This window comes from Mycolicibacterium diernhoferi (assembly GCF_019456655.1).
GTDB classification, from domain to species: Bacteria; Actinomycetota; Actinomycetes; order Mycobacteriales; family Mycobacteriaceae; genus Mycobacterium; species Mycobacterium diernhoferi.
In genome coordinates this window covers 969,655-989,865 of sequence record NZ_CP080332.1, presented here as the reverse complement: position 1 = coordinate 989,865, position 20,211 = coordinate 969,655, and the positions used below count along the sequence as shown (strand labels likewise).

22 protein-coding genes are annotated in these 20,211 nt (G+C 68.0%); 11 read left to right on the top strand and 11 right to left on the bottom strand.

The features are described from left to right. Window positions 1-21: 21 nt before the first annotated feature. The 5 genes from fadD8 (at window position 22) to K0O62_RS04695 (ending at window position 5,186) form a co-directional block, all read left to right on the top strand. Window positions 22-1,623, top strand: coding sequence for a fatty-acid--CoA ligase FadD8 (fadD8, locus tag K0O62_RS04715; protein WP_073857072.1), 1,602 nt, complete (start codon window positions 22-24; stop codon window positions 1,621-1,623). A gap of 84 nt (window positions 1,624-1,707) precedes the next feature. Further along, entirely contained in the window at window positions 1,708-1,947 is a 240-nt protein-coding gene (locus K0O62_RS04710) for a hypothetical protein (protein WP_073857073.1), read from the top strand. A gap of 95 nt (window positions 1,948-2,042) precedes the next feature. After that, window positions 2,043-3,248 carry an RNA polymerase sigma factor gene (locus K0O62_RS04705; RefSeq protein WP_079244131.1) on the top strand — a complete coding sequence of 402 codons (1,206 nt, stop codon included), beginning with the start codon at window positions 2,043-2,045 and terminating at the stop codon, window positions 3,246-3,248. 10 nt (window positions 3,249-3,258) lie between these two features. After that, window positions 3,259-4,497: a GNAT family N-acetyltransferase gene (locus tag K0O62_RS04700; RefSeq protein WP_073857074.1), complete on the top strand. Its 1,239-nt coding sequence runs from the start codon at window positions 3,259-3,261 to the stop codon at window positions 4,495-4,497. A gap of 14 nt (window positions 4,498-4,511) precedes the next feature. Beyond that, window positions 4,512-5,186: an HAD family hydrolase gene (locus tag K0O62_RS04695; RefSeq protein ID WP_073857075.1), complete on the top strand. Its 675-nt coding sequence runs from the start codon at window positions 4,512-4,514 to the stop codon at window positions 5,184-5,186. A 4-nt stretch (window positions 5,187-5,190) separates the two neighbouring features. Here K0O62_RS04695 and K0O62_RS04690 read toward each other — a convergent pair whose 3' ends face one another. After that, complete coding sequence (locus K0O62_RS04690; RefSeq protein ID WP_073857076.1) at window positions 5,191-5,457, bottom strand: helix-turn-helix domain-containing protein; 267 nt, start codon at window positions 5,455-5,457, stop codon at window positions 5,191-5,193. Window positions 5,458-5,547: 90 nt separating this feature from the next. On the opposite strand from K0O62_RS04690, the gene map reads away from it, so the two are divergent. Then, window positions 5,548-6,333, top strand: coding sequence for a type I methionyl aminopeptidase (gene map, locus K0O62_RS04685; RefSeq protein WP_073857077.1), 786 nt, complete (start codon window positions 5,548-5,550; stop codon window positions 6,331-6,333). Here map and K0O62_RS04680 read toward each other — a convergent pair. Beyond that, on the bottom strand, window positions 6,311-6,586 hold the full coding sequence (locus K0O62_RS04680) for a hypothetical protein (protein WP_073857078.1): 276 nt from the start codon (window positions 6,584-6,586) through the stop codon (window positions 6,311-6,313). The two genes, map and K0O62_RS04680, sit on opposite strands and share 23 nt — an antisense overlap. Before the next feature lie 105 nt (window positions 6,587-6,691). On the opposite strand from K0O62_RS04680, the gene K0O62_RS04675 reads away from it, so the two are divergent. Then, the gene (locus tag K0O62_RS04675; RefSeq protein ID WP_073857079.1) at window positions 6,692-7,606 is read left to right on the top strand and encodes a 1,4-dihydroxy-2-naphthoyl-CoA synthase; all 915 of its coding nucleotides are present in this window, start codon (window positions 6,692-6,694) and stop codon (window positions 7,604-7,606) included. Between the two features lie 75 nt (window positions 7,607-7,681). Continuing rightward, a complete protein-coding gene (locus K0O62_RS04670) occupies window positions 7,682-8,551 on the top strand; it encodes an SDR family oxidoreductase (RefSeq protein ID WP_073857080.1) in 870 nt (289 codons plus the stop codon). A 16-nt stretch (window positions 8,552-8,567) separates the two neighbouring features. On the opposite strand, the gene K0O62_RS04665 is transcribed toward K0O62_RS04670, so the two are convergent. From K0O62_RS04665 to K0O62_RS04645, 5 genes are read right to left on the bottom strand one after another with little or no spacing between them, the layout of a single operon-like run. Beyond that, window positions 8,568-9,413 carry a polysaccharide deacetylase family protein gene (locus tag K0O62_RS04665; protein ID WP_073857081.1) on the bottom strand — a complete coding sequence of 282 codons (846 nt, stop codon included), beginning with the start codon at window positions 9,411-9,413 and terminating at the stop codon, window positions 8,568-8,570. After that, window positions 9,406-10,395 carry an agmatinase gene (gene speB / locus K0O62_RS04660; protein ID WP_165636994.1) on the bottom strand — a complete coding sequence of 330 codons (990 nt, stop codon included), beginning with the start codon at window positions 10,393-10,395 and terminating at the stop codon, window positions 9,406-9,408. The genes K0O62_RS04665 and speB overlap by 8 nt, the downstream gene beginning before the upstream one ends. Beyond that, the gene (locus K0O62_RS04655) at window positions 10,392-11,153 is read right to left on the bottom strand and encodes an SDR family NAD(P)-dependent oxidoreductase (protein WP_073857083.1); all 762 of its coding nucleotides are present in this window, start codon (window positions 11,151-11,153) and stop codon (window positions 10,392-10,394) included. The genes speB and K0O62_RS04655 overlap by 4 nt, the downstream gene beginning before the upstream one ends. Continuing rightward, window positions 11,150-11,884 (bottom strand): SDR family NAD(P)-dependent oxidoreductase, encoded by a 735-nt coding sequence (locus K0O62_RS04650; protein WP_073857084.1) that lies wholly within the window; start codon window positions 11,882-11,884, stop codon window positions 11,150-11,152. Before K0O62_RS04650 ends, K0O62_RS04655 begins: the two co-directional genes overlap by 4 nt. Next, the gene (locus K0O62_RS04645) at window positions 11,844-13,307 is read right to left on the bottom strand and encodes an APC family permease (RefSeq protein ID WP_073857085.1); all 1,464 of its coding nucleotides are present in this window, start codon (window positions 13,305-13,307) and stop codon (window positions 11,844-11,846) included. Before K0O62_RS04645 ends, K0O62_RS04650 begins: the two co-directional genes overlap by 41 nt. Window positions 13,308-13,467: 160 nt before the next feature. Here K0O62_RS04645 and K0O62_RS04640 point away from each other — a divergent pair, with 160 nt between their 5' ends. Genes K0O62_RS04640 through K0O62_RS04630 form a run of 3 tightly spaced genes read left to right on the top strand, consistent with a single transcriptional unit; the run spans window position 13,468 to window position 15,889 of the window. Next, window positions 13,468-14,883 (top strand): PucR family transcriptional regulator, encoded by a 1,416-nt coding sequence (locus K0O62_RS04640; protein WP_234800146.1) that lies wholly within the window; start codon window positions 13,468-13,470, stop codon window positions 14,881-14,883. 26 nt (window positions 14,884-14,909) lie between these two features. Continuing rightward, on the top strand, window positions 14,910-15,311 hold the full coding sequence (locus K0O62_RS04635; RefSeq protein ID WP_073857086.1) for a VOC family protein: 402 nt from the start codon (window positions 14,910-14,912) through the stop codon (window positions 15,309-15,311). Window positions 15,312-15,316: 5 nt separating this feature from the next. Beyond that, complete coding sequence (locus K0O62_RS04630) at window positions 15,317-15,889, top strand: TetR/AcrR family transcriptional regulator (RefSeq protein ID WP_073857087.1); 573 nt, start codon at window positions 15,317-15,319, stop codon at window positions 15,887-15,889. 19 nt (window positions 15,890-15,908) lie between these two features. On the opposite strand, the gene K0O62_RS04625 is transcribed toward K0O62_RS04630, so the two are convergent. From K0O62_RS04625 to K0O62_RS04610, 4 genes are read right to left on the bottom strand one after another with little or no spacing between them, the layout of a single operon-like run. Further along, a complete protein-coding gene (locus tag K0O62_RS04625; protein ID WP_073857088.1) occupies window positions 15,909-16,352 on the bottom strand; it encodes a DUF5078 domain-containing protein in 444 nt (147 codons plus the stop codon). Window positions 16,353-16,357: 5 nt separating this feature from the next. Further along, window positions 16,358-16,696 (bottom strand): DUF732 domain-containing protein, encoded by a 339-nt coding sequence (locus K0O62_RS04620; RefSeq protein WP_073857089.1) that lies wholly within the window; start codon window positions 16,694-16,696, stop codon window positions 16,358-16,360. Between the two features lie 11 nt (window positions 16,697-16,707). Further along, window positions 16,708-19,632, bottom strand: coding sequence for an MMPL/RND family transporter (locus tag K0O62_RS04615; protein ID WP_073857090.1), 2,925 nt, complete (start codon window positions 19,630-19,632; stop codon window positions 16,708-16,710). Further along, entirely contained in the window at window positions 19,629-20,021 is a 393-nt protein-coding gene (locus K0O62_RS04610; RefSeq protein ID WP_234800156.1) for an MmpS family transport accessory protein, read from the bottom strand. The genes K0O62_RS04615 and K0O62_RS04610 overlap by 4 nt, the downstream gene beginning before the upstream one ends. Window positions 20,022-20,211 lie beyond the last annotated feature (190 nt).

Here is a 20,211-nt window from a genome sequence, read left to right as displayed (position 1 = left end):
AACACGTTCTAATCTGAACCTATGAGTGACGCGCAGCTCCGCCATTTCCTGCACTCCGGCCATCTCACCGCCGGCGCGCTGAAGCGCCACAAGGACCGGCCGGTGCTGTTCCTCGGCGACACCACGCTGACCGGCGGCGAACTCGCAGACCGCATCAGCCAGTACATTCAGGCGTTCGAGGCGCTCGGCGCGGGCACCGGCGCGGCGGTCGGGTTGCTGTCACTGAACCGCCCCGAGGTGCTGATGATCATCGGCGCCGGGCAGACCCAGGGGTTCCGCCGCACGGCACTACACCCTCTCGGCTCCCTGGATGACCATGCCTATGTGCTCTCCGATGCCGGGGTGACCGCGCTGATCATCGACCCCAACCCGATGTTCGTCGAGCGGGCACTGGGACTGCTGGAGAAGGTGCCCTCACTCAAGCAGATCCTGACCATCGGCCCGGTCCCCGCCGAGCTGTCCGACGTCGCTGTCGACCTGGCCGCCGAGGCCGCCAAGTACCCGGCCAAGCCGCTGGTCGCCGCGGATCTGCCGCCGGATCACATCGGCGGCCTGACCTACACCGGCGGCACCACCGGTAAGCCCAAGGGTGTCATCGGCACCACGCAGTCGATCACCACCATGACGACGGTGCAGCTGGCCGAGTGGGAGTGGCCGGAGAACCCGCGGTTCCTGATGTGCACACCCCTGTCGCATGCCGGCGCGGCCTTCTTCACCCCGGTCATCGTCAAGGGCGGCGAGCTGGTCGTGCTGACCAAGTTCGACCCCGCCGAGGTGCTGCGCATCATCGAGGAACAGAAGATCACCGCGACCATGCTGGTGCCTTCGATGATCTACGCGCTGATGGACCACCCCGACAGCCACACCCGGGACCTGTCCTCGCTGGAGACCGTCTACTACGGCGCCTCGGCGATGAACCCGGTGCGCCTCGCCGAGGCGATCCGGCGGTTCGGGCCGATCTTCGCGCAGTACTACGGGCAGTCCGAGGCCCCGATGGTGATCACCTACCTGTCGAAGAAGGATCACGACGAGAAGCGGCTGACCTCGTGCGGCCGGCCGACCCTGTTCGCCAAGGTCGCGCTGCTCGGCGAGGACGGAAACCCGGTGCCCCGGGGCGAGGTCGGCGAGATCTGCGTGGCCGGCCCGTTGTTGTCCGGTGGTTACTGGAATCTGCCCGAAGCCACCGCCGAGACCTTCCGCGACGGCTGGATGCACACCGGCGACCTGGCCCGCGAGGACGAGGACGGTTTCTACTTCATCGTCGACCGCACCAAGGACATGATCGTCACCGGCGGCTTCAACGTCTTCCCGCGTGAGGTCGAAGACGTTGTGGCCGAACATCCCTCGGTCGCGCAGGTGTGCGTGATCGGCACCCCGGACGAGAAGTGGGGTGAGGCGGTTACGGCCGTGGTGGTGCTGCGCCCGGACGCCTCGACCGATGCCGCCGCGGTCGACACCATGATCACCGAGATCCAGGCCGCGGTGAAGGAGCGCAAGGGTTCGGTCCAGGTGCCCAAGCAGGTCGTCGTGGTCGACTCGGTGCCGATCACCGCGCTGGGTAAGCCCGACAAGAAGGCCGTGCGGGCGCAGTTCTGGGAGGGCGCCGCCCGTTCGGTCGGCTGATCCGTCCCACCAACGGGCGCGGTCGGGGTTGAACCGCCGCGGGGCGGGGTACAGACCGCTAACCGCTTCGAGATAGGACCCCGGATGAACGACCACACCGCCGGCCCGACATGGTCGGCCGCGCCGCCTGCCCGGTCTGAGGCACTCAGCACCGGGGCCCTGTTCCTGAGCATGCTCGCGATCATCGGATTCGCGATGAGCGTCGGCACTTTCGGCTTCGAGCGCATCGGCCTGACCTTCGTCGCCGGCTTGCTGTCCCTGACCAGCTTCGTGGCCAGCCTGTTCTTCTTCCGCGCCGACGCCGAGGACTCCGCCGACGCCTGACCCGCGCCAGCGTGGTCCGGCGGGCAGGAGCGCAGCGACCGGGGGTGGTGATCGCAGTGCCTGGCCTACGCGACACCGTCGACGCCGTCTGGCGGATGGAGGCGGCCAGGATCGTCGCCACCCTGACCCGCATCGTCGGCGATATCGGACTGGCCGAGGATCTGGCCCAGGAGGCGTTGGTCGACGCGCTCACCCAATGGCCGAGCAGCGGTGTCCCCCGCAATGCGGGAGCGTGGCTGACCACGGTGGCCAAGCGCAAGGCCATCGACCTGTGGCGGCGCCAGGACAACCTGGACGTCAAGTACGCGGAGCTGGCCCGCGACCTCGAGCTGCACACCGAGGAACTCTGGGACCCCGACCGCATCGATGACGATGTGCTGCGGCTGATCTTCATCGCCGCGCACCCGTCGCTCTCACGCGAGGCGCAGATCGCGCTGACGCTGCGCATCGTGGGTGGGCTGACCGTCGACGAGATCGCCCGCGCCTTCCTGACCTCGAAGGCCACCGTGGCCGCGCGGATCACCCGGGCCAAGAAGTCGCTCGCCGGTGCGGCCTTCGAGGTGCCCGACCGGGCCGAGTTCGCGCCACGCCTGTCGGCGGTGCTGTCGGTGATCTACCTGATCTACAACGAGGGCTACTCGGCTTCGGCCGGGCAGCGCTGGGTTCGCGACGAATTATGCAGTGAGGCTTTGCGTCTGGGCCGAGTCCTGCAGGCACTGACGCCGGACGAACCGGAGGTGCACGCCCTGGTCGCCCTGATGGAGTTCCAGGCGTCCCGGTTCGCCGCCCGCACCGATGCCGACGGGAATCCCGTCCTGCTGGAAGACCAGGACCGCACCCGTTGGGACCGGTCCCAGATCCAGCGCGGCGTCCGCTCGTTGCAGCGCGCGGACCGCGCACGCGAACAACGCGATTCGGGCAGGGGGCCGTATGCGCTACAGGCCGCGCTCGCCGAGTGCCACGCGGTGGCCCCGACCGCAGCGGACACCGACTGGACCCGCATCGTCGCCCTGTACGACGCGCTGCGCCGGATCGCGCCCTCACCGGTGGTGGAACTCAACCGGGCGGTGGCGATCGCGATGGCCGACGGCCCGGGCGCGGCGCTGCCCATCGTGAACGGCATCACCGGCCTGGCGGGGTCCTACCTGGTGCCCAGCGTGCGCGGTGAACTGCTGGCGCGACTGGGTCGTGGCGCCGAGGCCGCCGCCGAGTTCACCGCCGCTGCCGCGCTGACCGCCAACGAGGCCGAACGCGAGGTGCTGCTGAAAAAGGCCGCGCGCGCGGCCGGCTCGGCACGGTAGACATGAGTGTGTGGTGGACCTGACTCTGCGCACCGTCCGCGACGATGAGGATTACGCCGCCTTCACCGCCGCGCTGTACTCGGTGTTCCTGGAAGATCCGCAGCCCGACGAACTCGAGTTGGCCCGCAAGTTCACCGACCTGGACCGGATGTTCGGATTCCACGACGGCACCCGGTGGGCGGCCACCGTGGGTGACTTCCGCAAGCAGGTGTGTCTGCCTGGCGGGGCGCTGGTGCCGGTCGCCGCGGTCACCTCGGTGACGGTGTCGCCCGCCTACCGTCGCCGGGGCCTGCTGACCCAGATGATGCGCCATCAACTGGACACCGTCCGGGCCCGCGCGGACGAGTCGCTGGCCATGCTGTTCGCCTCGGAGTCGATGATCTACGGCCGGTTCGGATATGGCATGGCCAGCCAGAACTCGGTGCTGACCGGGCAGGTGCGCGACCTGGATTTCCGCCCGGGGGTGGAGCTGGGGGCCGGCACCGTGACCGAGACGGATGCCGCGACGCTGCTGGCCCACGGTCCGGCGATCTTCGATCACGTGCTGCCCGGGCTGCCCGGGCGGATGAGCCGGACCCGGCCGTGGTGGGACGACCTGATCTACGACAACGAGGAACGCCGCAAGGACAGCGGCCGGATCCGGTTCGTACTGCACCACGAGCCCGACGGCAGCCCGAGCGGGTACGCCATCTACCGGCCCAAGTCCGCCTGGTCGAGCATCGGGCCCAACGCCGAACTGCACATCGAGGAGGTGCGCGCCACCAATCCGCGCGCCTACGCCCGGCTTTGGCGATTCCTGCTGGAGATGGACCTGGTGCGCAGCATCAGGGTCGACGGCGCCGCGGTCGACGAGCCGTTGCGCCACCTGGTGGCCGACCCGCGGGCGCTGCAGTGCCAACTCCAAGACGGTGTGTTCGTCCGGTTGGTCGAGGTGGATCGTGCGCTCACACTGCGTCGCTACGCCGCCCCCATCGACATCGTGCTCGACGTACGGGACGAGTTCTGCCCGTGGAACACCGGCCGGTACCGGCTGCATGCCGACACCGACGGAGCGGAGTGCGAAACGACCACCGCATCAGCTGATCTCGCAATCTCGGCGCGTGATCTCGGCGCCGTCTACCTGGGCGGGGTCAGCCTTACCCAACTCGTCACTGCCGGGCTGGTCGGCGAGCTCACCCCCGGTTCGGCACACCGGGGGGCGGTGGCGTTCGGCTGGCCGGTCGCCCCGGCCATCCCCGACCATTTCTAGAAAGGACTCATCACGTGATCCGCGCAGTGCTCTTCGATTTCTCCGGCACGCTGTTCCGACTGGAGGAAGACGACAGTTGGTTCGCCGGGATCACCGTGGACGAGAAGGCGGTGGAGGGCCACGTGCAGGCCGAGCTGATGCGCCGGGTGACCGCACCCACCGGCAACTCGGTCCCGATGTCTGAAGAGCAGCAACATAACTGGGAAAACCGCGACCTGGAGCCGCACCTGCACCGCGAGGCATATCTGCACGTGCTGCGCGAATCCGGGCTCACCGGCGAGGACGCCGCGGCGCTGTATCCCAAGCTGGTCGACCCGGCTTCCTGGACGCCGTATCCCGATACCGCGGCCACCCTGAACGGTCTGCGTGCCGCCGGCATCAAGACCGCGGTGGTGTCGAACATCGCGTTCGATCTGCGGCCGGCGCTGGCGGCCGCGGGCACGGGCGTCGACGAGTACGTGCTGTCCTTCGAAGTCGGTGCGGTCAAACCGGATCCGGCGATCTTCCAGGTCGCACTCGCCCGGCTGGGCGTCGAGGCCGTGGATTCGCTGATGGTCGGCGACAGCGAGGAGGCCGACGGTGGGGCCCGTTCGCTCGGATGCGCCTTCGCGCTGGTCGATCCGCTACCGACGGCGCAACGCCCGGACGGTCTGCTCGCGGCCCTGCGGGCGCACGGGATCCGCCCGTAGAGCGCTATCCGGTGCTCGGGAGATCCTGTTCGGGCAGGCAGATCCGGGCCAGGTCGTCCAGTGCGACGCCCAGCACCGAGGCGAGCGCGGCGACCGTCGTGAAGGAGGGGGTGGCCAGGCGTCCGGTCTCGATCTTGCGCAGCGTCTCCGGGGAGATCCCCGCGGCGTGCGCCACCTCGGTGGGTTTGCGATCACCCCGGCATTCCCGCAGGAAGGCGCCGAGGCGCTGACCGGCGGCGCGTTGTTGCGGCGTCAGGGGCGAACGGACCATGCACCGAGGATACGTCACGGCGGTATGAAAATACCGCCGCATCGACTACCCTGGTATTTCTATACCGGCCACCAGGGAGAGGACGCGCGGGTGTTGGAACTGAAGACGCCGCAGGAGATCGCGGCCATGCGCACCACCGGCGCGTTCATCGCCGAGCTGCTCGACGACCTACAGGCGCGTGCCGCGGTGGGCGTCAACCTGCTGGATCTGGAATACCGGGCCCGGGCGCTGATCGAGGACCGGGGCGCGGTGTCCTGCTATTGGGACTACGCGCCGTCCTTCGGTCGGGGACCGTTCCGCAACGTCATCTGCCTGTCGGTCAATGACGCTGTGCTGCACGGCCTTCCGCACGATTACACGCTGCGCGACGGCGACCTGCTCAGTATGGACATCGCCGTGTCGATCGACGGCTGGGTGGCCGATTCGGCGCGCAGCCTGATCGTCGGCACGCCGCGGCCACAGGATCAGCGGTTGATCGAGGCGACCGAACGGGCATTGGAGGCCGCCATCGCGGCCGCCCTGCCCGGCGGCCGGCTCGGCGACATCTCCGCAGCCATCGGCGCGGTCGCCGACGAGTACGGCTATCCGGTCAACACCGACTTCGGCGGACACGGGCTCGGGCGCACCATGCACGAAGACCCGCACGTCTCCAATCGGGGACGCGCCGGGCGCGGGCTGGTGCTACGACCCGGATTGACGCTCGCCCTGGAACCCTGGTTCGCCCAGGGCACCAGCAAGATCGTCTACGACCCGGATGGCTGGACCCTCCGATCGGCCGACGGGTCGCGCACCGCCCACTCCGAACACACCATCGCCGTCACCGAGGGCGCGCCCCAGGTTCTGACCCGGTCCCTTACAGGTGCGGGGCTTCCTTGATCTTCGCGTCCGGGGTACCGACCGTCTGACACCAGGTCTGCACCGCCAGCCGGGTGCCGGTGATCTCCAGCTGCGCCGCATCGGCGCCCTTCTCGTCCTTGAGCATCTTGGAGACCGCTTCGTTCTGCGTCTTCTCGTCCGCGCCGATGAAGTCCTCGCACTTGGTATCGCCACCGGTGACCGACGGCGAGCACCCGACCAGCACGGCCCCGACCGCCATCCCCGCTAGCAACACACTTGCCGACCGCTTCATCGTGCTCTCCTACCTCGTGCGTCCCATACGCATCGTCCCGACCTTTGTACCCCGCAGGGGTGCGGTCCAATCATCGTCTGGATCACAGCCGATACAGTCGACTCCGTGAGCACCGAGAACCCGTTCGATCCGTCCCGCTGGCAGCCCGTCGCCGGCTTCGAGCTGACCGACATCACCTACCACCGGCACGTCGTCGACGGGGTGGCCCAACCCACCGTCCGGATCGCGTTCGACCGGCCCGAGGTGCGCAACGCGTTCCGCCCGCACACCGTCGACGAGCTCTACCGGGTGCTCGATCACGCCCGGATGTCCCCCGACGTCGGCGTCATCCTGCTGACCGGCAACGGCCCGTCGGCCAAGGACGGCGGCTGGGCGTTCTGCTCGGGCGGCGACCAGCGCATCCGCGGACGCACCGGCTACCAGTACGCCGAGGGTGAGACGGCCGAGACGGTGGACCCGGCCCGCGCCGGCCGGCTGCACATCCTGGAGGTGCAGCGGCTCATCCGGTTCATGCCCAAGGTGGTGATCTGCCTGGTCAACGGGTGGGCGGCCGGCGGCGGACACAGCCTGCACGTCACCTGCGACCTGACCCTGGCCAGCCGCGAACACGCCCGGTTCAAGCAGACCGACGCCGATGTGGGCAGCTTCGACGGCGGATTCGGCAGCGCCTACCTCGCGCGGCAGACCGGTCAGAAGTTCGCCCGCGAGATCTTCTTCCTGGGCCGCACCTATGACGCCGCGACCATGTACCAGATGGGCGCGGTGAACGAGGTCGTCGACCACGCGGAGCTGGAGACCGCCGGCCTGCAGTGGGCCGCCGAAATCAACGGCAAGTCCCCGCAGGCCATCCGGATGCTCAAGTTCGGTTTCAACCTGATCGACGACGGACTGGTCGGCCAGCAGGTGTACGCCGGTGAGGCAACACGTTTGGCCTACATGACCGATGAGGCCGTGGAGGGCCGTGACGCCTTCCTGGAGAAGCGCGACCCGGACTGGAGCGGCTTCCCCCGCTACTTCTGAGCAGCGATTTCGGCGCGTTCACGTGCGCGAGACGTACGTGAACGCGCCGAAATCGCAGTCTCTAGACTCGGCGGCGTGAGCAAGAACCCACTGCGCCGCCTGACCGACCAGGTGATGCTGACCAGCATGCGGCCGCCGCTGACCGAGTACCTGGGCCGCGGCCCCGAGATCGAACTGCGCGGCAAGCGCATCCTGATCACCGGTGCGTCCTCGGGGATCGGCGCGGCGTCGGCGGTGAAGCTGGCCAAACTCGGGGCCAGCGTCATCCTGGTCGCCCGCCGGGCCGATCTGCTCGACACCGTCACCGACGGCATCCGCAACAGCGGCGGGCTCGCCGAGGCGCTGACCGCCGATCTGTCCGATCTCGATGCCGTGGACGCGCTGTCGGCCCGGGTCCTGGAAAGCCACGGTGGCGTGGACATCCTGGTCAACAATGCGGGCCGGTCCATCCGTCGCCCACTGCTGGAATCGCTGGAGCGTTGGCACGATCTGGAACGCACCATGACGCTGAATTACTATGCGCCGCTGCGGTTGATGCGGGCACTGGTGCCGGGCATGGTCGAGCGCGGGGACGGGCATGTCATCAACGTCTCGACCTGGGGTGTGATGAACGAATCCTCACCGCTGTTCGGGGCGTACCAGGCGTCCAAGGCCGCGCTCACCGCGGTGAGCCGGGTCGCCGAGACCGAGTGGTCGGGCAAGGGCGTGCACTCCACGACGCTCTACTACCCGCTGGTGAAGACCCCGATGATCGAGCCCACCAAGGAATTCGTGGCGATGCCGGGCCTGTCGGCCGAGGAGGCCGCGGACTGGATGGTCACCGCCGCCCGCACCCGTCCGGTGCGCATCGCACCGCGGATGGCGGTGACCGCCAAGGCCATTGACAGCGTGGCGCCCGGCCTGCTCGGCGTCCTCATGAAGCGCGGCGTCACCGAGTCGTCCTGATCGCCGCGCGGCTGAGTCAGGGACGGGTGATGCTGCGCGGCGTCAGCCCCAGGGTGCGCACATGCTCGGCGATCGCGCCGAGACTGGTGGTCCACACATCGGTGTGCTCGGTGACGTAGCGCATCAGGTCACCGAGTTCGGCCGCGCGCGAGGCCCGCCCGGTCAGGAACGGATGGTTGGTCAGCACCCAGCACCCACCGGCCGCACGCAGCGCGTCGAACTCCAGCTGCCACAACTCGCGGGCCTTGCGCGGACTCTCGATCAGTCCGGACCCGGAGATGTCGGGCAGATAGCAGTACTGCTCCCAGTCGTCGAGCGCCCACTGGATCGGGATCTCCACCAGCGACCGCTCCCCCACCGCGAGTTCATAGGGCAGGTCGGCGTCCATCAGCGAGGAGTCGTACAGGAAGCCCCGTTCGGCCAGCAATCCCGGTGTGCGCCAGGACAGATCCCACATCGGGGCGCGATACCCGGCGGGGCGGACCCCGGCCACCTCGGCCAGTGCCTCCAGCCCGCGGTCGAGCGCCTCGATCTCCCCCTCCAGGGTCAGCGCGGTGGGCTGCTCATGCAGGTAGCCGTGATGGGCGATCTCGTGGCCGGCGGCCACGATGGACCGCACCGCCTCGGGATAGCGGTGCGCGGTGTGCCCCGGCACGAAGAACGTGGACGGAATCTGATGCCGGTCCAGCAGATCCAGGATGCGCGGGATCCCCACCAGCGGCCCGTAGGCCTGATGGCTCATCACGCTCATCCGAGCGGCCACCGTGCCATCGTCACCCCACAGCACCGCCGACTCGGCGTCCACATCGAAGGTGAACGCCGCCGCCGCGGTTTTACCCTCCGGCCAACGGAATTCAGACATCGTCGGCCATCAGGGTGATCAGCTCGTAGGCCAGGTTGGCGGCGGCCACCGCGGTGATGTCACCCCCGTCGTAGGCGGGCGCCACCTCCACCACATCGGCGCCGACGATGTTCAGCCCGCGCATGCCGCGCAGGATCGCCACCAGTTCCCGGCTGGTCATGCCACCGATCTCCGGGGTGCCGGTGCCCGGCGCGAACGCCGGATCCAGCACGTCGATGTCGATGGACACATACACCGGGTGATCGCCGACGCGCTCCCGGATGCGTTGCACCGCACCGTCGAAACCGATGCGGTCGAGGTCGCGGCAGTGCACGACGGTGAACCCCAGCGACTCGTCGTCGAGCAGATCGGCCCGGTCGTACAGCGAACCGCGGATGCCGATGTGCGCGGAGCGATCCTTGACCAGCAGACCCTGCTCGACGGCCCGCCGGAACGGGGTGCCGTGCGTGCAGGGCGCGCCGAAATAGGTGTCCCAGGTGTCCAGGTGCGCGTCGAAATGCACCAACGCCACCGGGCCGTGCACCCGGTTCATCGCCTGCAGCGCCGGCAGGGCGATGGTGTGGTCACCACCGAGCATCACGACCCGCTGCTCGGGCCGGGTCAACAGGCCGGCCACGCCTTCGCGCACCTGGTCGACCGCCTCGTCGATGTTGAAGGGGTTGGCCGCGATGTCGCCGGCGTCGACCACCTGGGCCTGGGCGAACGGGCTGACGTCGAGCGCCGGGTTGTACGGCTTGAGCAGCCGGGACGCCTCCCGGATCGCGGCGGGACCGAACCGGGCCCCGGGCCGGTAGGTGACACCGCTGTCGAACGGCACCCCGACCACCGCGATGTCGTAATCGAGGACTTCGCGCAACTGCGGGAGCCGCGCAAAGGTCGCCAGCCCCGCATAGCGCGGCACCGCCGTCGCATCGACCTGTCCGGTATTGCCCTGCGCCGAAAGCACATACGGCTGGCTTCCCACCCGATCTCCTTCTGTCATGCCCGCACCCGAGCCGTTCCGCCGTTACAGGCGATCACTTGTCCGACGATGGCCGCCACCTCGAAGTCGGCCAGCAGCTCCACCGCCACAGAAATCTCGTCGGCGACACCGATCCGGCCCAGCGGGATCCCCTCGGCGTAACGGGCGTGCATCACCGCCAGGTCGACTCCGGCCGCATCCGCGTCCACCTGCAGTTGCGGGGTGTCGGTGACCCCGGGTGCGACCGCGTTGACGATGATCCCCTCGGGCGCCAATTCCCGGCCCAGCCCCTTGACCAAGGCGATCAGCCCCGCCTTGGCGGCGCAATAGGCGGTGGCCTCGGGCCAGCCGGTGACACCCCACTCACTGGAGATCACCACGATGCGGCCCTCACCGTGCCGGCGCATGTGCGGGAGCACCGCCTGCACCAGATGGAAGGTCCCGCCCAGATTGGTGTCCACGATGCGCCACCAGTCCTGCTCGTCGTGCTCGAGGAACGGCGCCATCGTCATGTAGGCGTGGTTGGCCACCAGGACATCGAGCCGGCCGGCGGCCCCGGCCACCGCGGCGGCGATCCGTTTGCACTCCGACGGATCGGCGACGTCACCGGGCACCGCCAGTCCGCCGATCTCGGCGGCCAGCGCGTCGAGGGCGTCCCCGCCCCGAATATCGTTGACCGCCACGGTCGCTCCGGCCCCGGCCAACCGCCGGGCGTGCGCCGCGCCCATTCCCTGCGCGGCACCGGTCACCAGCACGACACGGCCGTCCAGCCTGGTCATATCACCGCTCCCGAGTTGACGTTGACGACGTCGCCGACGCTGAATGTCCCGTCACAGACCAGGAATTCGATGCAGCGCGCGACCTCGGCCGGCGTGGTCAGCCGGCGCAGCGGCAAGGTGTCGAGGTAATCCTGGGCGCGCCACGGCGAATCGGCGCTCAGCAGCGGGGTGTCCGTCGGGCCCGGCGCGACGGCGTTGACCCGCACCCCGGCACCGGCGACCTCGGCGGCAAGGCTGCGCACCAGACCGAGGATCGCGCCCTTGGCCGCCACGTAGTGCGCCTCCTCATCGCCGCCACCGACGGCGAGTTCGCTGGCCACCGCGACCACCGCACCCGACCCGGCGGCCAGCATGTCGGGCAGGCACGCCCGGGCCGCGTTGAACAACCCGCCCAGATGCACCCGCAGCATGCGCTGCCAGGACATCACGTCGATGTGGTCTATGCGCCCCATCTCGTAGTAACCGGCGGAGGTCACCAGCGCGTCGATCGGGCCGAGCTCCCGGCGAATCCGGGCGACCCCGTCGGCAACCGCGCGTCCGTTCGAGACATCCACGGCCACACTGAAATCCGCGTCCGCATCACCGGACAGGTCCAGTGCGCCCACCCGGTATCCGCGGCGGCGCAGGGCTGCGGCGGCCGCCGCCCCGATGCCGCTGGCGGCCCCGGTGACCACCGCGACGGGCGCGGTGTCAGGCACCGGCGTCCGCGCGTTCGTCGAGCAGCTCGGCATCCTCGATGACCGCCGCCTCGACGATCCGGCCGCGTACCGTCGCCAGGATCGCCGTACCGAGCACCAGCAACACCCCGATCCCGATCCACACCGACCAGTCCAGGTAACGCTGTTCGAAAGCCACCCGCGGCCAGGAGATGTTGAGGAACTGCAGCACTGCCCACACCACGGCCACCGCGGCGACCGGCAGCGTGAACCGGCCCAACGAGAAGTTGCCCGGCGTCCACTTGCGCCGCACCCCCACCACCAGGAAGCCGATCAGCGGGAACAGGAAGGCCAGGTAGAACCCGCCGGCGGTGAAGTTGACCATCAACGAATAGATGTCCCCGGCCACGATGCTCAGCAGGAACAACGTCGCCCCGACCACGGTGGTGACCAGGATCGCCACCCGCGGGATACGGGCCGTGCCGCGCAATTGGGACAGCACGCCGGAGGCCGGCAGCGCGCCGTCGCGGGCGTAGGCCCAGATCACCCGGGACGCAGAGGTCTGCAGGGCCAGGAAGCTGGCCAGGAAACCGATCACGAACATCACCTCGACGGGTTTGGCCACGCCGTGCCCCAGTGCGGTGGTGAGGGTCGCATACACCGGATCGCCGACGGCGCCCTCGGCGACGGCATCCAGGTCCGGGATGGCCAGGATGATCGCCAGGGCGGAGTAGGCCACCACGACGAAGATGAACGTCAGCGAGAACAGCACCGCCTTGGGCAGGTACCGCCGTGGTTCGTGCACTTCCTCGGCGATGGACCCGGCACTCTCGAAGCCGACGAACGACCAGCCGATGAACGCCACCGCAAGCATGAACGGGCCGGTCAGGTAGGCCAGCGTGTCCATCTCCGCGCCGCCGCCGGAGAACAGCACCGACAACGAGTTCTGCCGGTGGAACAGCAGCAGCCAGGTGCCCAGCACGACCGACCCGATGACCTCGGCGATGATGCTGCCCAGCATGAAGATCTTCAGGGCCTGCCGCCCGGCCAGGTTCACCGCGGTACCGGCCAGCAGGATGACCAGAGCGATCAGCGCCAGGGTGGTCCCCGAGGGTGCTTCGATGCCGAGGATGTTGGCGGTGAACCCGGCGGCGCCCAGCGCGACGGTGGCCATCGCGATCACCAGGGTCCACATATAGGCCCAGCCGGCGAACCAGCCGTAGGTGGTGCCCAGCAACCGGCGCGACCACTGGTAGATGGATCCTTCCAGCGGCCAGCGCGACACCAGCATCGCGAAGACCAGGGCGACCAGGAACTGGCCGCCGAAGACCAGCCCGAACCCCCACCAGAAGCTGGGGCCCGCCGCGGACAGCGCCAGTCCGAAGATGCCGTACAGCGCGACGATCGGCGAGATGAACGCGAATGCGAACGCGAACGCCGACCACAGGGAGAACTCGCGCCGCAACCCCTGCGGGGCGTCAACCTCGGTTGTTGTCATCGATGCTCCTTCACTCGTTGGACGAACTATCACGCCCACCGGATGCGATCGCCAACGTTCGAGACGAAGACGCTGCAAACCCACCACCGCCTGACACGACCATTGGAGGATCGCACAACGGGTCGGGCCGTTCAGATGACGCTGACGTTACGATCAACTGATGATCGAGTCGGCGGCTGACCACCAGGTCGGTTCGATGGCCGCCGCGTCCGGCGACAGCGCCCCGACGTTCCACGACCTGCTGCAGCGCTCCGGCCTCGGGCTGCAGCTCCTCCCCCCGAGCACCGACGATGCCGGCCATCGGCATCTGAGCCGGCGCATCACCTGGTCGCACACCACCGAACTGCACGACCCGTCCCGATACCTGCGCGGTGGGGAGCTCGTGTGCACCGTCGGCATCAGCCTGCAGACCCCCGCCGACTGCGACACCTTCGTCGATTCGCTGGCCCGGGCCGGGGTGGCCGGCATCTGCTTCGGGATCGGCGATGTGCACGACAACGCCCCCGGGGCGCTGATCGACGCATGCGCCCGCACCGGCCTTCCGCTGCTCATCGCGCCGCCGCAGATTCCGTTCGCGACCATCAGCCGCTATATCGCCGACTTCCAGTTCGGTGGCGCGATCGCCACCGCCCGCGCCACCAACGCGCTTGTCCCCGAACTGCTTTCCTCCCAACGCCGCCGGGAGTCGGTACGCCAGCTGCTGGACCGGGCCGGGCAGGTGCTGGGCTGCTACTTCCTGCTGGAGGCGCCCGGGGCGCCGGTCGAATCCCCGGCATCGATCCCGGTGGACGAGATGGGCACGGTGGTGTGGGTCGGGCGCGGGGACCCACCCGAGCCCGCAGTGCTGGAGGTCATCGCCCGTTTCGTCGCGGCGGCACAGGGTGAACGCGATATCGAGGCCGCACTGGCCCGTGAACGCGTCGGGCAGCTGCTGTCGCTGGTGGAGCGCCGGATGCTGCTGCCCGACGCGCTGAACCAACTGCTCGACTGGCCCGGGCTGTCCGAGCGGGAGATCGACTGCTCGGCGTGGCCGGCCGGTGCCGGGGCGCTGTTGTCGATGGCCTTTCCCGACGCGCTGGTCGCCGACGCCCCCGAGGTGTGCCTGGTGCTCAGCACCGGCACCGACCGCCTGGCCGACATCGCCGCCGATCTGTCGCTGCCGTCCGGGCACGCGGCCGCGATGCCGCTGACCGAGCTGGGCTCCTCGATCAGTCAGGCGCGGATCGCGCTGGACCTGGCCCGGCAGCGCGGCGGCAGCATCGGACCGGATCAACTCAGCACCTTCGGCAGTCTGCTCGAAGGCCTGCCGCTGAGCCGGCTCGCACCGTTCAGGACCCAGCTGATCGACCCGCTCATCGAACTCGACCGCGACCGGGGCACCCAGCACGTCCGGACGCTGCGGGTGTTCCTGGCCGCCAACGGGTCACTCATCGACACCGCCCGCGAGCTGTTCCTGCACACCAACACCGTGCGGCACCGACTGGCCCGGATCGGCCAGATCACCGGCCGTGATCCGCTGAAGTTCGAGGACCAGGCGGCCTTCACCATCGGGCTGCGGGCCGCCGACCGGCTGTGAGCCCGACCCGTGATAGACACTCTGGTATGGAGATCCTGGCCAGCCGGGTGCTGATACGGCCGGGCGACTACCCGAAGTCCGTTGAGTTCTACCGCGACCGGATCGGCCTGGCCGTCGCGCGGGAGTACGGCGGGGGCACTGTCTTCTACGCCGGGCAGTCGCTGATCGAACTGGCCGGCCACGGTGGCCCGTCCGCCGGCGGCCTGGCCAGACGAGCGGAGCGACGGGATACAGCACTGTGGCTGCAGGTGCGCGACGTGTACGCCGCCCAGGCCGAACTGACCGGGCGCGGGGTGAGCATCGACCGGGCCGCCGTCCAGGAGCCGTGGGGCCTGCACGAGATGCACGTGTCGGACCCCGACGGCGTCACGCTGATCTTCGTACAGGTGCCCGACGACCATCCGCTGCGCCGGGACACCCGGGACTGACGACCGTGGCCAGGTCTGTACTGGGGCGCGGTTCGGCGCGGGCGCGGGTGTTGGAGGCTGCGCTCACCCTGTTCGGTGAGCACGGCGTCGGCGGCACCACGCTGCAGATGATCGCCGACAGCATCGGCGTGGGTAAAGCCTCGGTCTACTACCAGTTCCGCTCCAAGGAAGACATCGTGGCGGCCGCCGCACAACCGATGTTCGACGATATGGCCCGGGTGGTCACGATCGCCGAGGCCGTCGAGGACACCGGCACCCGCCGGGAGATCGCCGTCTGTGGGCTCATCGAGTTGTGCGTGCGTAACCGCCGGTGGGCGGCCGTACTCAACGGCGACCCGGCGCTGGACAGTCTGATCGAGTCCCGGGCCGACCTCACCGAACTGATCGGCCGGTACACCGATCTACTGCTCGGCGCCGGTCACGGCCCGGCGGGCCGGGTCATCATCTCGATGGTCACCAAGGGCATCCAGGGCGCCGTCACCGACAAGGCGGTGCAGGACGTCAGCGACGACGACCTGCACCAGACCCTGCTGGCTGCCGTGCAGCAATTGCTGCGCACCGCATCCTTTTTCGAGTGAGCACAGGGCGCGTCGCGGGCTACCAGACCCAGACGCCGGGATCCGCGGCCGGGTAGCCGGCGCAGTTCTTGGTGCCGTGCGCGACGACACCCTTGTTGTTGAAGAACAGCTTGGCCCAGTTCGGCCAGTTCCACGCGAGCGTCTCGTAGAACGCATTGGTCGCGGTGTCCTCGGAGTACTGCCGGCGTCCGGCGTAATCCATGGAGAAGAACCAGGTGATGCGGTCACGGGCCCACTGCTGCACTTCGGGCGACTTGTTGTTGTAGTCGATCATGTAGCGCTCGTAGTACACCGGATTGGTGTCGCGCACCGCGGCCATGTACTGGTCCACGGTGCAGGTGGTCTTGAGCATGTTGCTGGGGATCGGGTACTCGTCGGTGGCATCGGCGGATGCCACGCCCGGCGTCAAGGTCAGCACCGCGGCGGCAGCAAGGCCGGCCATCGCAAACTTGTTACGGGACATGACGTCTACTCCTTGTTCTCGGATGCCCGCTGCAGCACGGGGGTCAGCTCCGGGCAGTAGGTCGGGACCGCAGCCCCGACGAACTGCCAGGCCTGCTCGGTGGTGCTGCCGCTCTTGAGCTGTGCGTGCACGAACTCGGCGGATGCGAACGCGTCCGCGTCGAGTCCGTTGCGCAGCCGCTTGCACATGATCTTGCCGATCCAGGCGTTGTAGTCCTTCTGCCCGTAGATGCCGTAGCCCTGCAGTTGCTTGGCGAACGCCGTGTCGGGGTCGGCCTGTGCCACCGGAGCAGCGGCCAAGGTCAGGGCCGCGGCGCCGGCGACCAGCACGGAGCCGAACTTCATCGAAATCCTCATCACACCAACGCATCCTGTGGTCGTCGCTGAATCGGGGGCCAGGGCTCGGGCTTCGGGCGCTGGCGGACCTGCTGCGGCCACCAGAACCACTTACCCAGCAGTGCGGCGATCGAGGTCGTCATGAACGACCGGATGATCAGGGTGTCGAACAGCAGACCCAGACCGATCGTGGTGCCGACCTGGCCCATGATGGTCAGGTCGCTGACCGCCATCACCATCATGGTGAAGGCGAACACCATGCCCGCCGCGGTCACGGTCGAACCGCTGCCGCCCATCGCCCGGATCATGCCGGTGTTCAGGCCGGCATGCAGTTCCTCCTTGAGCCGGGACACCACCAGCAGGTTGTAGTCCGCACCGACCGCAAGCAGGATGATCACCGCCATCGGCAACACCATCCAGTGCAACTCGATGCCCAGCAGGTGCTGCCACAGCAGGACCGAGACACCGAAGGATGCGCCGAGGGACAGCACCACGGTGCCGACGATGACGGCCGCGGCGATGATCGCCCGGGTCAGCAGCAGCATGATCAGGAAGATCAGTGCAATGGCTGCGATCCCGGCGATCAGCAGGTCGTACTGGGTGCCGTCGGACATGTCCTTGAAGGTGGCCGCGGTACCACCGAGGTAGATCGTCGAGCCCTCCAGCGGTGTGCCCTTGATCGCCTTCTTGGCGGCGTTCTTGAGCGGTTCGATCCGGTCGATGCCCTCCGGGGACATCGGGTCACCCTCGTGGTTGATGATGAACCGCACCGCGTGCCCGTCCGGGGACAGGAACTGCTCCAAACCTCGTGCGAAATCCGGATTGTCGAACGCCTCGGACGGCAGGTAGAACGAATCGTCGTTCATCGCCTCGGTGAAGGCCTTGCCCATCTCGGTGGAGGTCTCCTGCATGATGCGCTGCTGTTCCTGCATACCCTGCTGGGTCTGCTGCATGGTCAGCATCATCTCTTTCATGACGACCATGGTCTGCTTCATCTCGGGCATGATCGCGATCATCTGCGGCATGAGCTCGTTGAGCCGGTGCATGCTCGGCATCATCTCGTTCATATCGGTGGTCATCACGTCCATGCCGTCGATGACATCGAACACCGAGCGGATCGCCCAGCACATGGGAATGTTGAAGCAGTGCGGTTCCCAGTAGAAGTAGTTGCGGATCGGGCGGAACTGATCATCGAAGTTGGCGATGTTGTCGCGCAGTTCTTCGATGTTGAGCACCATGCCGTCCATGTCCGTGACCATCTTGTTGGTGGTGTCGGCCATCTGGATGGTGATCTCCTGCATCCGATCCATGTTCTCGATGGTCTTCTGCATCTGCTCGACCTGATTGGACATGTCGGCGGTACGGTCGGCGTTGTACTTGTCGTTCAGCTTCTGCAGAGTGCTCTGCTGGCTGATCGCATACGGGATCGAGGTGTTCTCGATCGGCGCGCCGTCTGGCCGGGTGATGGTCTGCACGCGACCGATGCCGTCGACCTGGAACATGGCCTTGGCGATCTTCTCGATGACCAGGAAGTCGGCCGGGTTCCGCAGATCCCGGTCGCTTTCGATCATCATGATCTCCGGATTCAACCGGGCCGGCGAGAAGTGCCGTTCGGCGGCCGCGTAGCCCTGGTTGGACGCGATGTCGTCCGGCAGGTACAGCCGATCGTTGTAGCTGGTCTTGTAGCCCGGCAGGGCGAGCAGACCGATGAGTGAGACCGCGATGGATGCGATCAGGATCGGGCCGGGCCAGCGCACGACCGCCGCACCCACCTTGCGCCAGCCACGAACCCGCATGCCGCGCTTGGGATCCAGGAACCGGGCGCCGACCGTGATGATGGCCGGACCGAAGGTCATGGCCGTGACGATGAGTACCAACATGCCGACGGCCAGCGGCACACCGAGGGTCTGGAAGTACGGCAGCCGGGTGAAGCTGAGACAGAAGGTGGCACCCGCGATGGTCAGACCGGAGCCGACGATCACATGGGCGGTGCCACCGAACATGGTGTAGTAGGCGGATTCTCGATCCTCACCGCTGCCCCTGGACTCCTGATAGCGGCCGACCAGGAAGATGGCGTAGTCCACCGATATGGCTATCGCCAGGGTGACCAGCAGGCCGGTCGCGAAGGTGGAGAGTTCGATGACGTTGTACCAGCCCAGGAACGCCACCGCACCACGCACCGTCATCAGGGAGACCGCCACCATGCCGATGATCAACAGCATCGTCATGAAGGAGCGGAAGATGATGAGCAGCATCACGATGATGACCAGGAAGGTCAGCGCCTCGACCAGGCGCATGCTGCCGTGGCTGGCTTCGGTCTGCTCGGCAGTCAGGGCCGCCGATCCGGTGACGAAGACGTCGACGCCGGCAGGGGCCGGGATGCTCTGCACGATCTGCTTGACCGCTTCGATGGATTCCAGCGACAGCGACTGGCCCTGGTCGCCGGCGAGGTTGGCCGAGACGTAGACCGCCTTGCCATCCCCGCTCTGCACGCCCGACGCGGTCAGCGGGTCGCTCCAGAGATCCTGGACGTGCTCGACGTGTTCGGTGTCGGCACGCAGCTTTTCGATCAACTCGGCGTAGTAGCGCCGGGTGTCCTCACCCAGCTTCTCCTGGCCCTCCAGCACGATCATCGCCGAGCTGTTGGACGTGTACTCATCGAAGACCTGGCCGATGCGCTGGGTGGCGATGACCGCCGGTGCTTCCTGCGGGCTCATCGAGACCGACCGCGCCTCGCCGACCGCCTCGAGCTGGGGCACAGAGACGTTCAGGAACGCGGCGATGGCCACCCAGATCAGGATGATCGGCACGGCCAACTTGCGCAGCACCCGGGCGATTCGGCCGAAATGGGCGGTCTCGTGCCGGGGCGGGGTGGCGGAGGCGATGGGCCCGGTGGGCGCATCGGCACTGTGCTTGATGGGCGGCTCGCCGCCGTGCGCGCTCATGCGGACTTCACGATGCAGAAGGTCTGGACGTTGGTGCCGGTGGCGGTGCGCTCGTCGCGCACCTCACCGTCGACGATCACCCGGCAGCCCAGGAAGCTGGTCTTGCCCTGCGCGACGATGTTCGCGGCGGCCGAGGCATCGGTGGTCTGCAGCGTGATGGACCACGGCAGGATGGCCCCGTCGACGCGCTGCGGCTCGCCGTCGAGGTCCAGGTAGTTCACATCCACGGCAGCCCCTTCCGGACCAAAGATCTCGTACGTCAACACTTTTGGATCGAATGGCTCCGGATCATTGGCGAACTCCACCGGGGTGACCAGCGGTGGGTCCGAGGCGAAGACACCGCGAATGCGCATGACGGTGAACGCCGCGATCGCGACCACCACGACCATCACCAGGGGCAACCACACCCGCTTGAGCAGCTGCACGTCCGCGTTCCTCCTGTAGGGCCGTCTGATTGCCGCGCCCAAATACACCCCAGGCACACGCGAAAATTAAGTTATACACTCGGACTACTTCAATCAAGCCGATCGGCTAAGTGTGGTCTATTGCACGTTGCTGGACAAGTGAGTCGGACAGCAC

Bases quoted from the DNA above. Each gene is read 5' to 3' on its own strand.
- K0O62_RS04615 (WP_073857090.1), bottom strand. From the start codon at position 19,632: ATGAGCGCGCACGGCGGCGAGCCGCCCATCAAGCACAGTGCCGATGCG.
- K0O62_RS04635 (WP_073857086.1), top strand. From the start codon at position 14,910: ATGGAGATCCTGGCCAGCCGGGTGCTGATACGGCCGGGCGACTACCCG.
- K0O62_RS04655 (WP_073857083.1), bottom strand. From the start codon at position 11,153: ATGACCAGGCTGGACGGCCGTGTCGTGCTGGTGACCGGTGCCGCGCAG.
- K0O62_RS04610 (WP_234800156.1), bottom strand. From the start codon at position 20,021: ATGGTCGTGGTGGTCGCGATCGCGGCGTTCACCGTCATGCGCATTCGC.
- K0O62_RS04620 (WP_073857089.1), bottom strand. From the start codon at position 16,696: ATGAAGTTCGGCTCCGTGCTGGTCGCCGGCGCCGCGGCCCTGACCTTG.
- K0O62_RS04650 (WP_073857084.1), bottom strand. From the start codon at position 11,884: ATGCCGAGCTGCTCGACGAACGCGCGGACGCCGGTGCCTGACACCGCG.
- speB (WP_165636994.1), bottom strand. From the start codon at position 10,395: ATGACAGAAGGAGATCGGGTGGGAAGCCAGCCGTATGTGCTTTCGGCG.
- K0O62_RS04705 (WP_079244131.1), top strand. From the start codon at position 2,043: ATGGAGGCGGCCAGGATCGTCGCCACCCTGACCCGCATCGTCGGCGAT.
- K0O62_RS04665 (WP_073857081.1), bottom strand. From the start codon at position 9,413: ATGTCTGAATTCCGTTGGCCGGAGGGTAAAACCGCGGCGGCGGCGTTC.
- K0O62_RS04640 (WP_234800146.1), top strand. From the start codon at position 13,468: ATGATCGAGTCGGCGGCTGACCACCAGGTCGGTTCGATGGCCGCCGCG.
- K0O62_RS04645 (WP_073857085.1), bottom strand. From the start codon at position 13,307: ATGACAACAACCGAGGTTGACGCCCCGCAGGGGTTGCGGCGCGAGTTC.
- K0O62_RS04680 (WP_073857078.1), bottom strand. From the start codon at position 6,586: ATGAAGCGGTCGGCAAGTGTGTTGCTAGCGGGGATGGCGGTCGGGGCC.
- K0O62_RS04710 (WP_073857073.1), top strand. From the start codon at position 1,708: ATGAACGACCACACCGCCGGCCCGACATGGTCGGCCGCGCCGCCTGCC.
- fadD8 (WP_073857072.1), top strand. From the start codon at position 22: ATGAGTGACGCGCAGCTCCGCCATTTCCTGCACTCCGGCCATCTCACC.
- K0O62_RS04625 (WP_073857088.1), bottom strand. From the start codon at position 16,352: ATGTCCCGTAACAAGTTTGCGATGGCCGGCCTTGCTGCCGCCGCGGTG.
- K0O62_RS04690 (WP_073857076.1), bottom strand. From the start codon at position 5,457: ATGGTCCGTTCGCCCCTGACGCCGCAACAACGCGCCGCCGGTCAGCGC.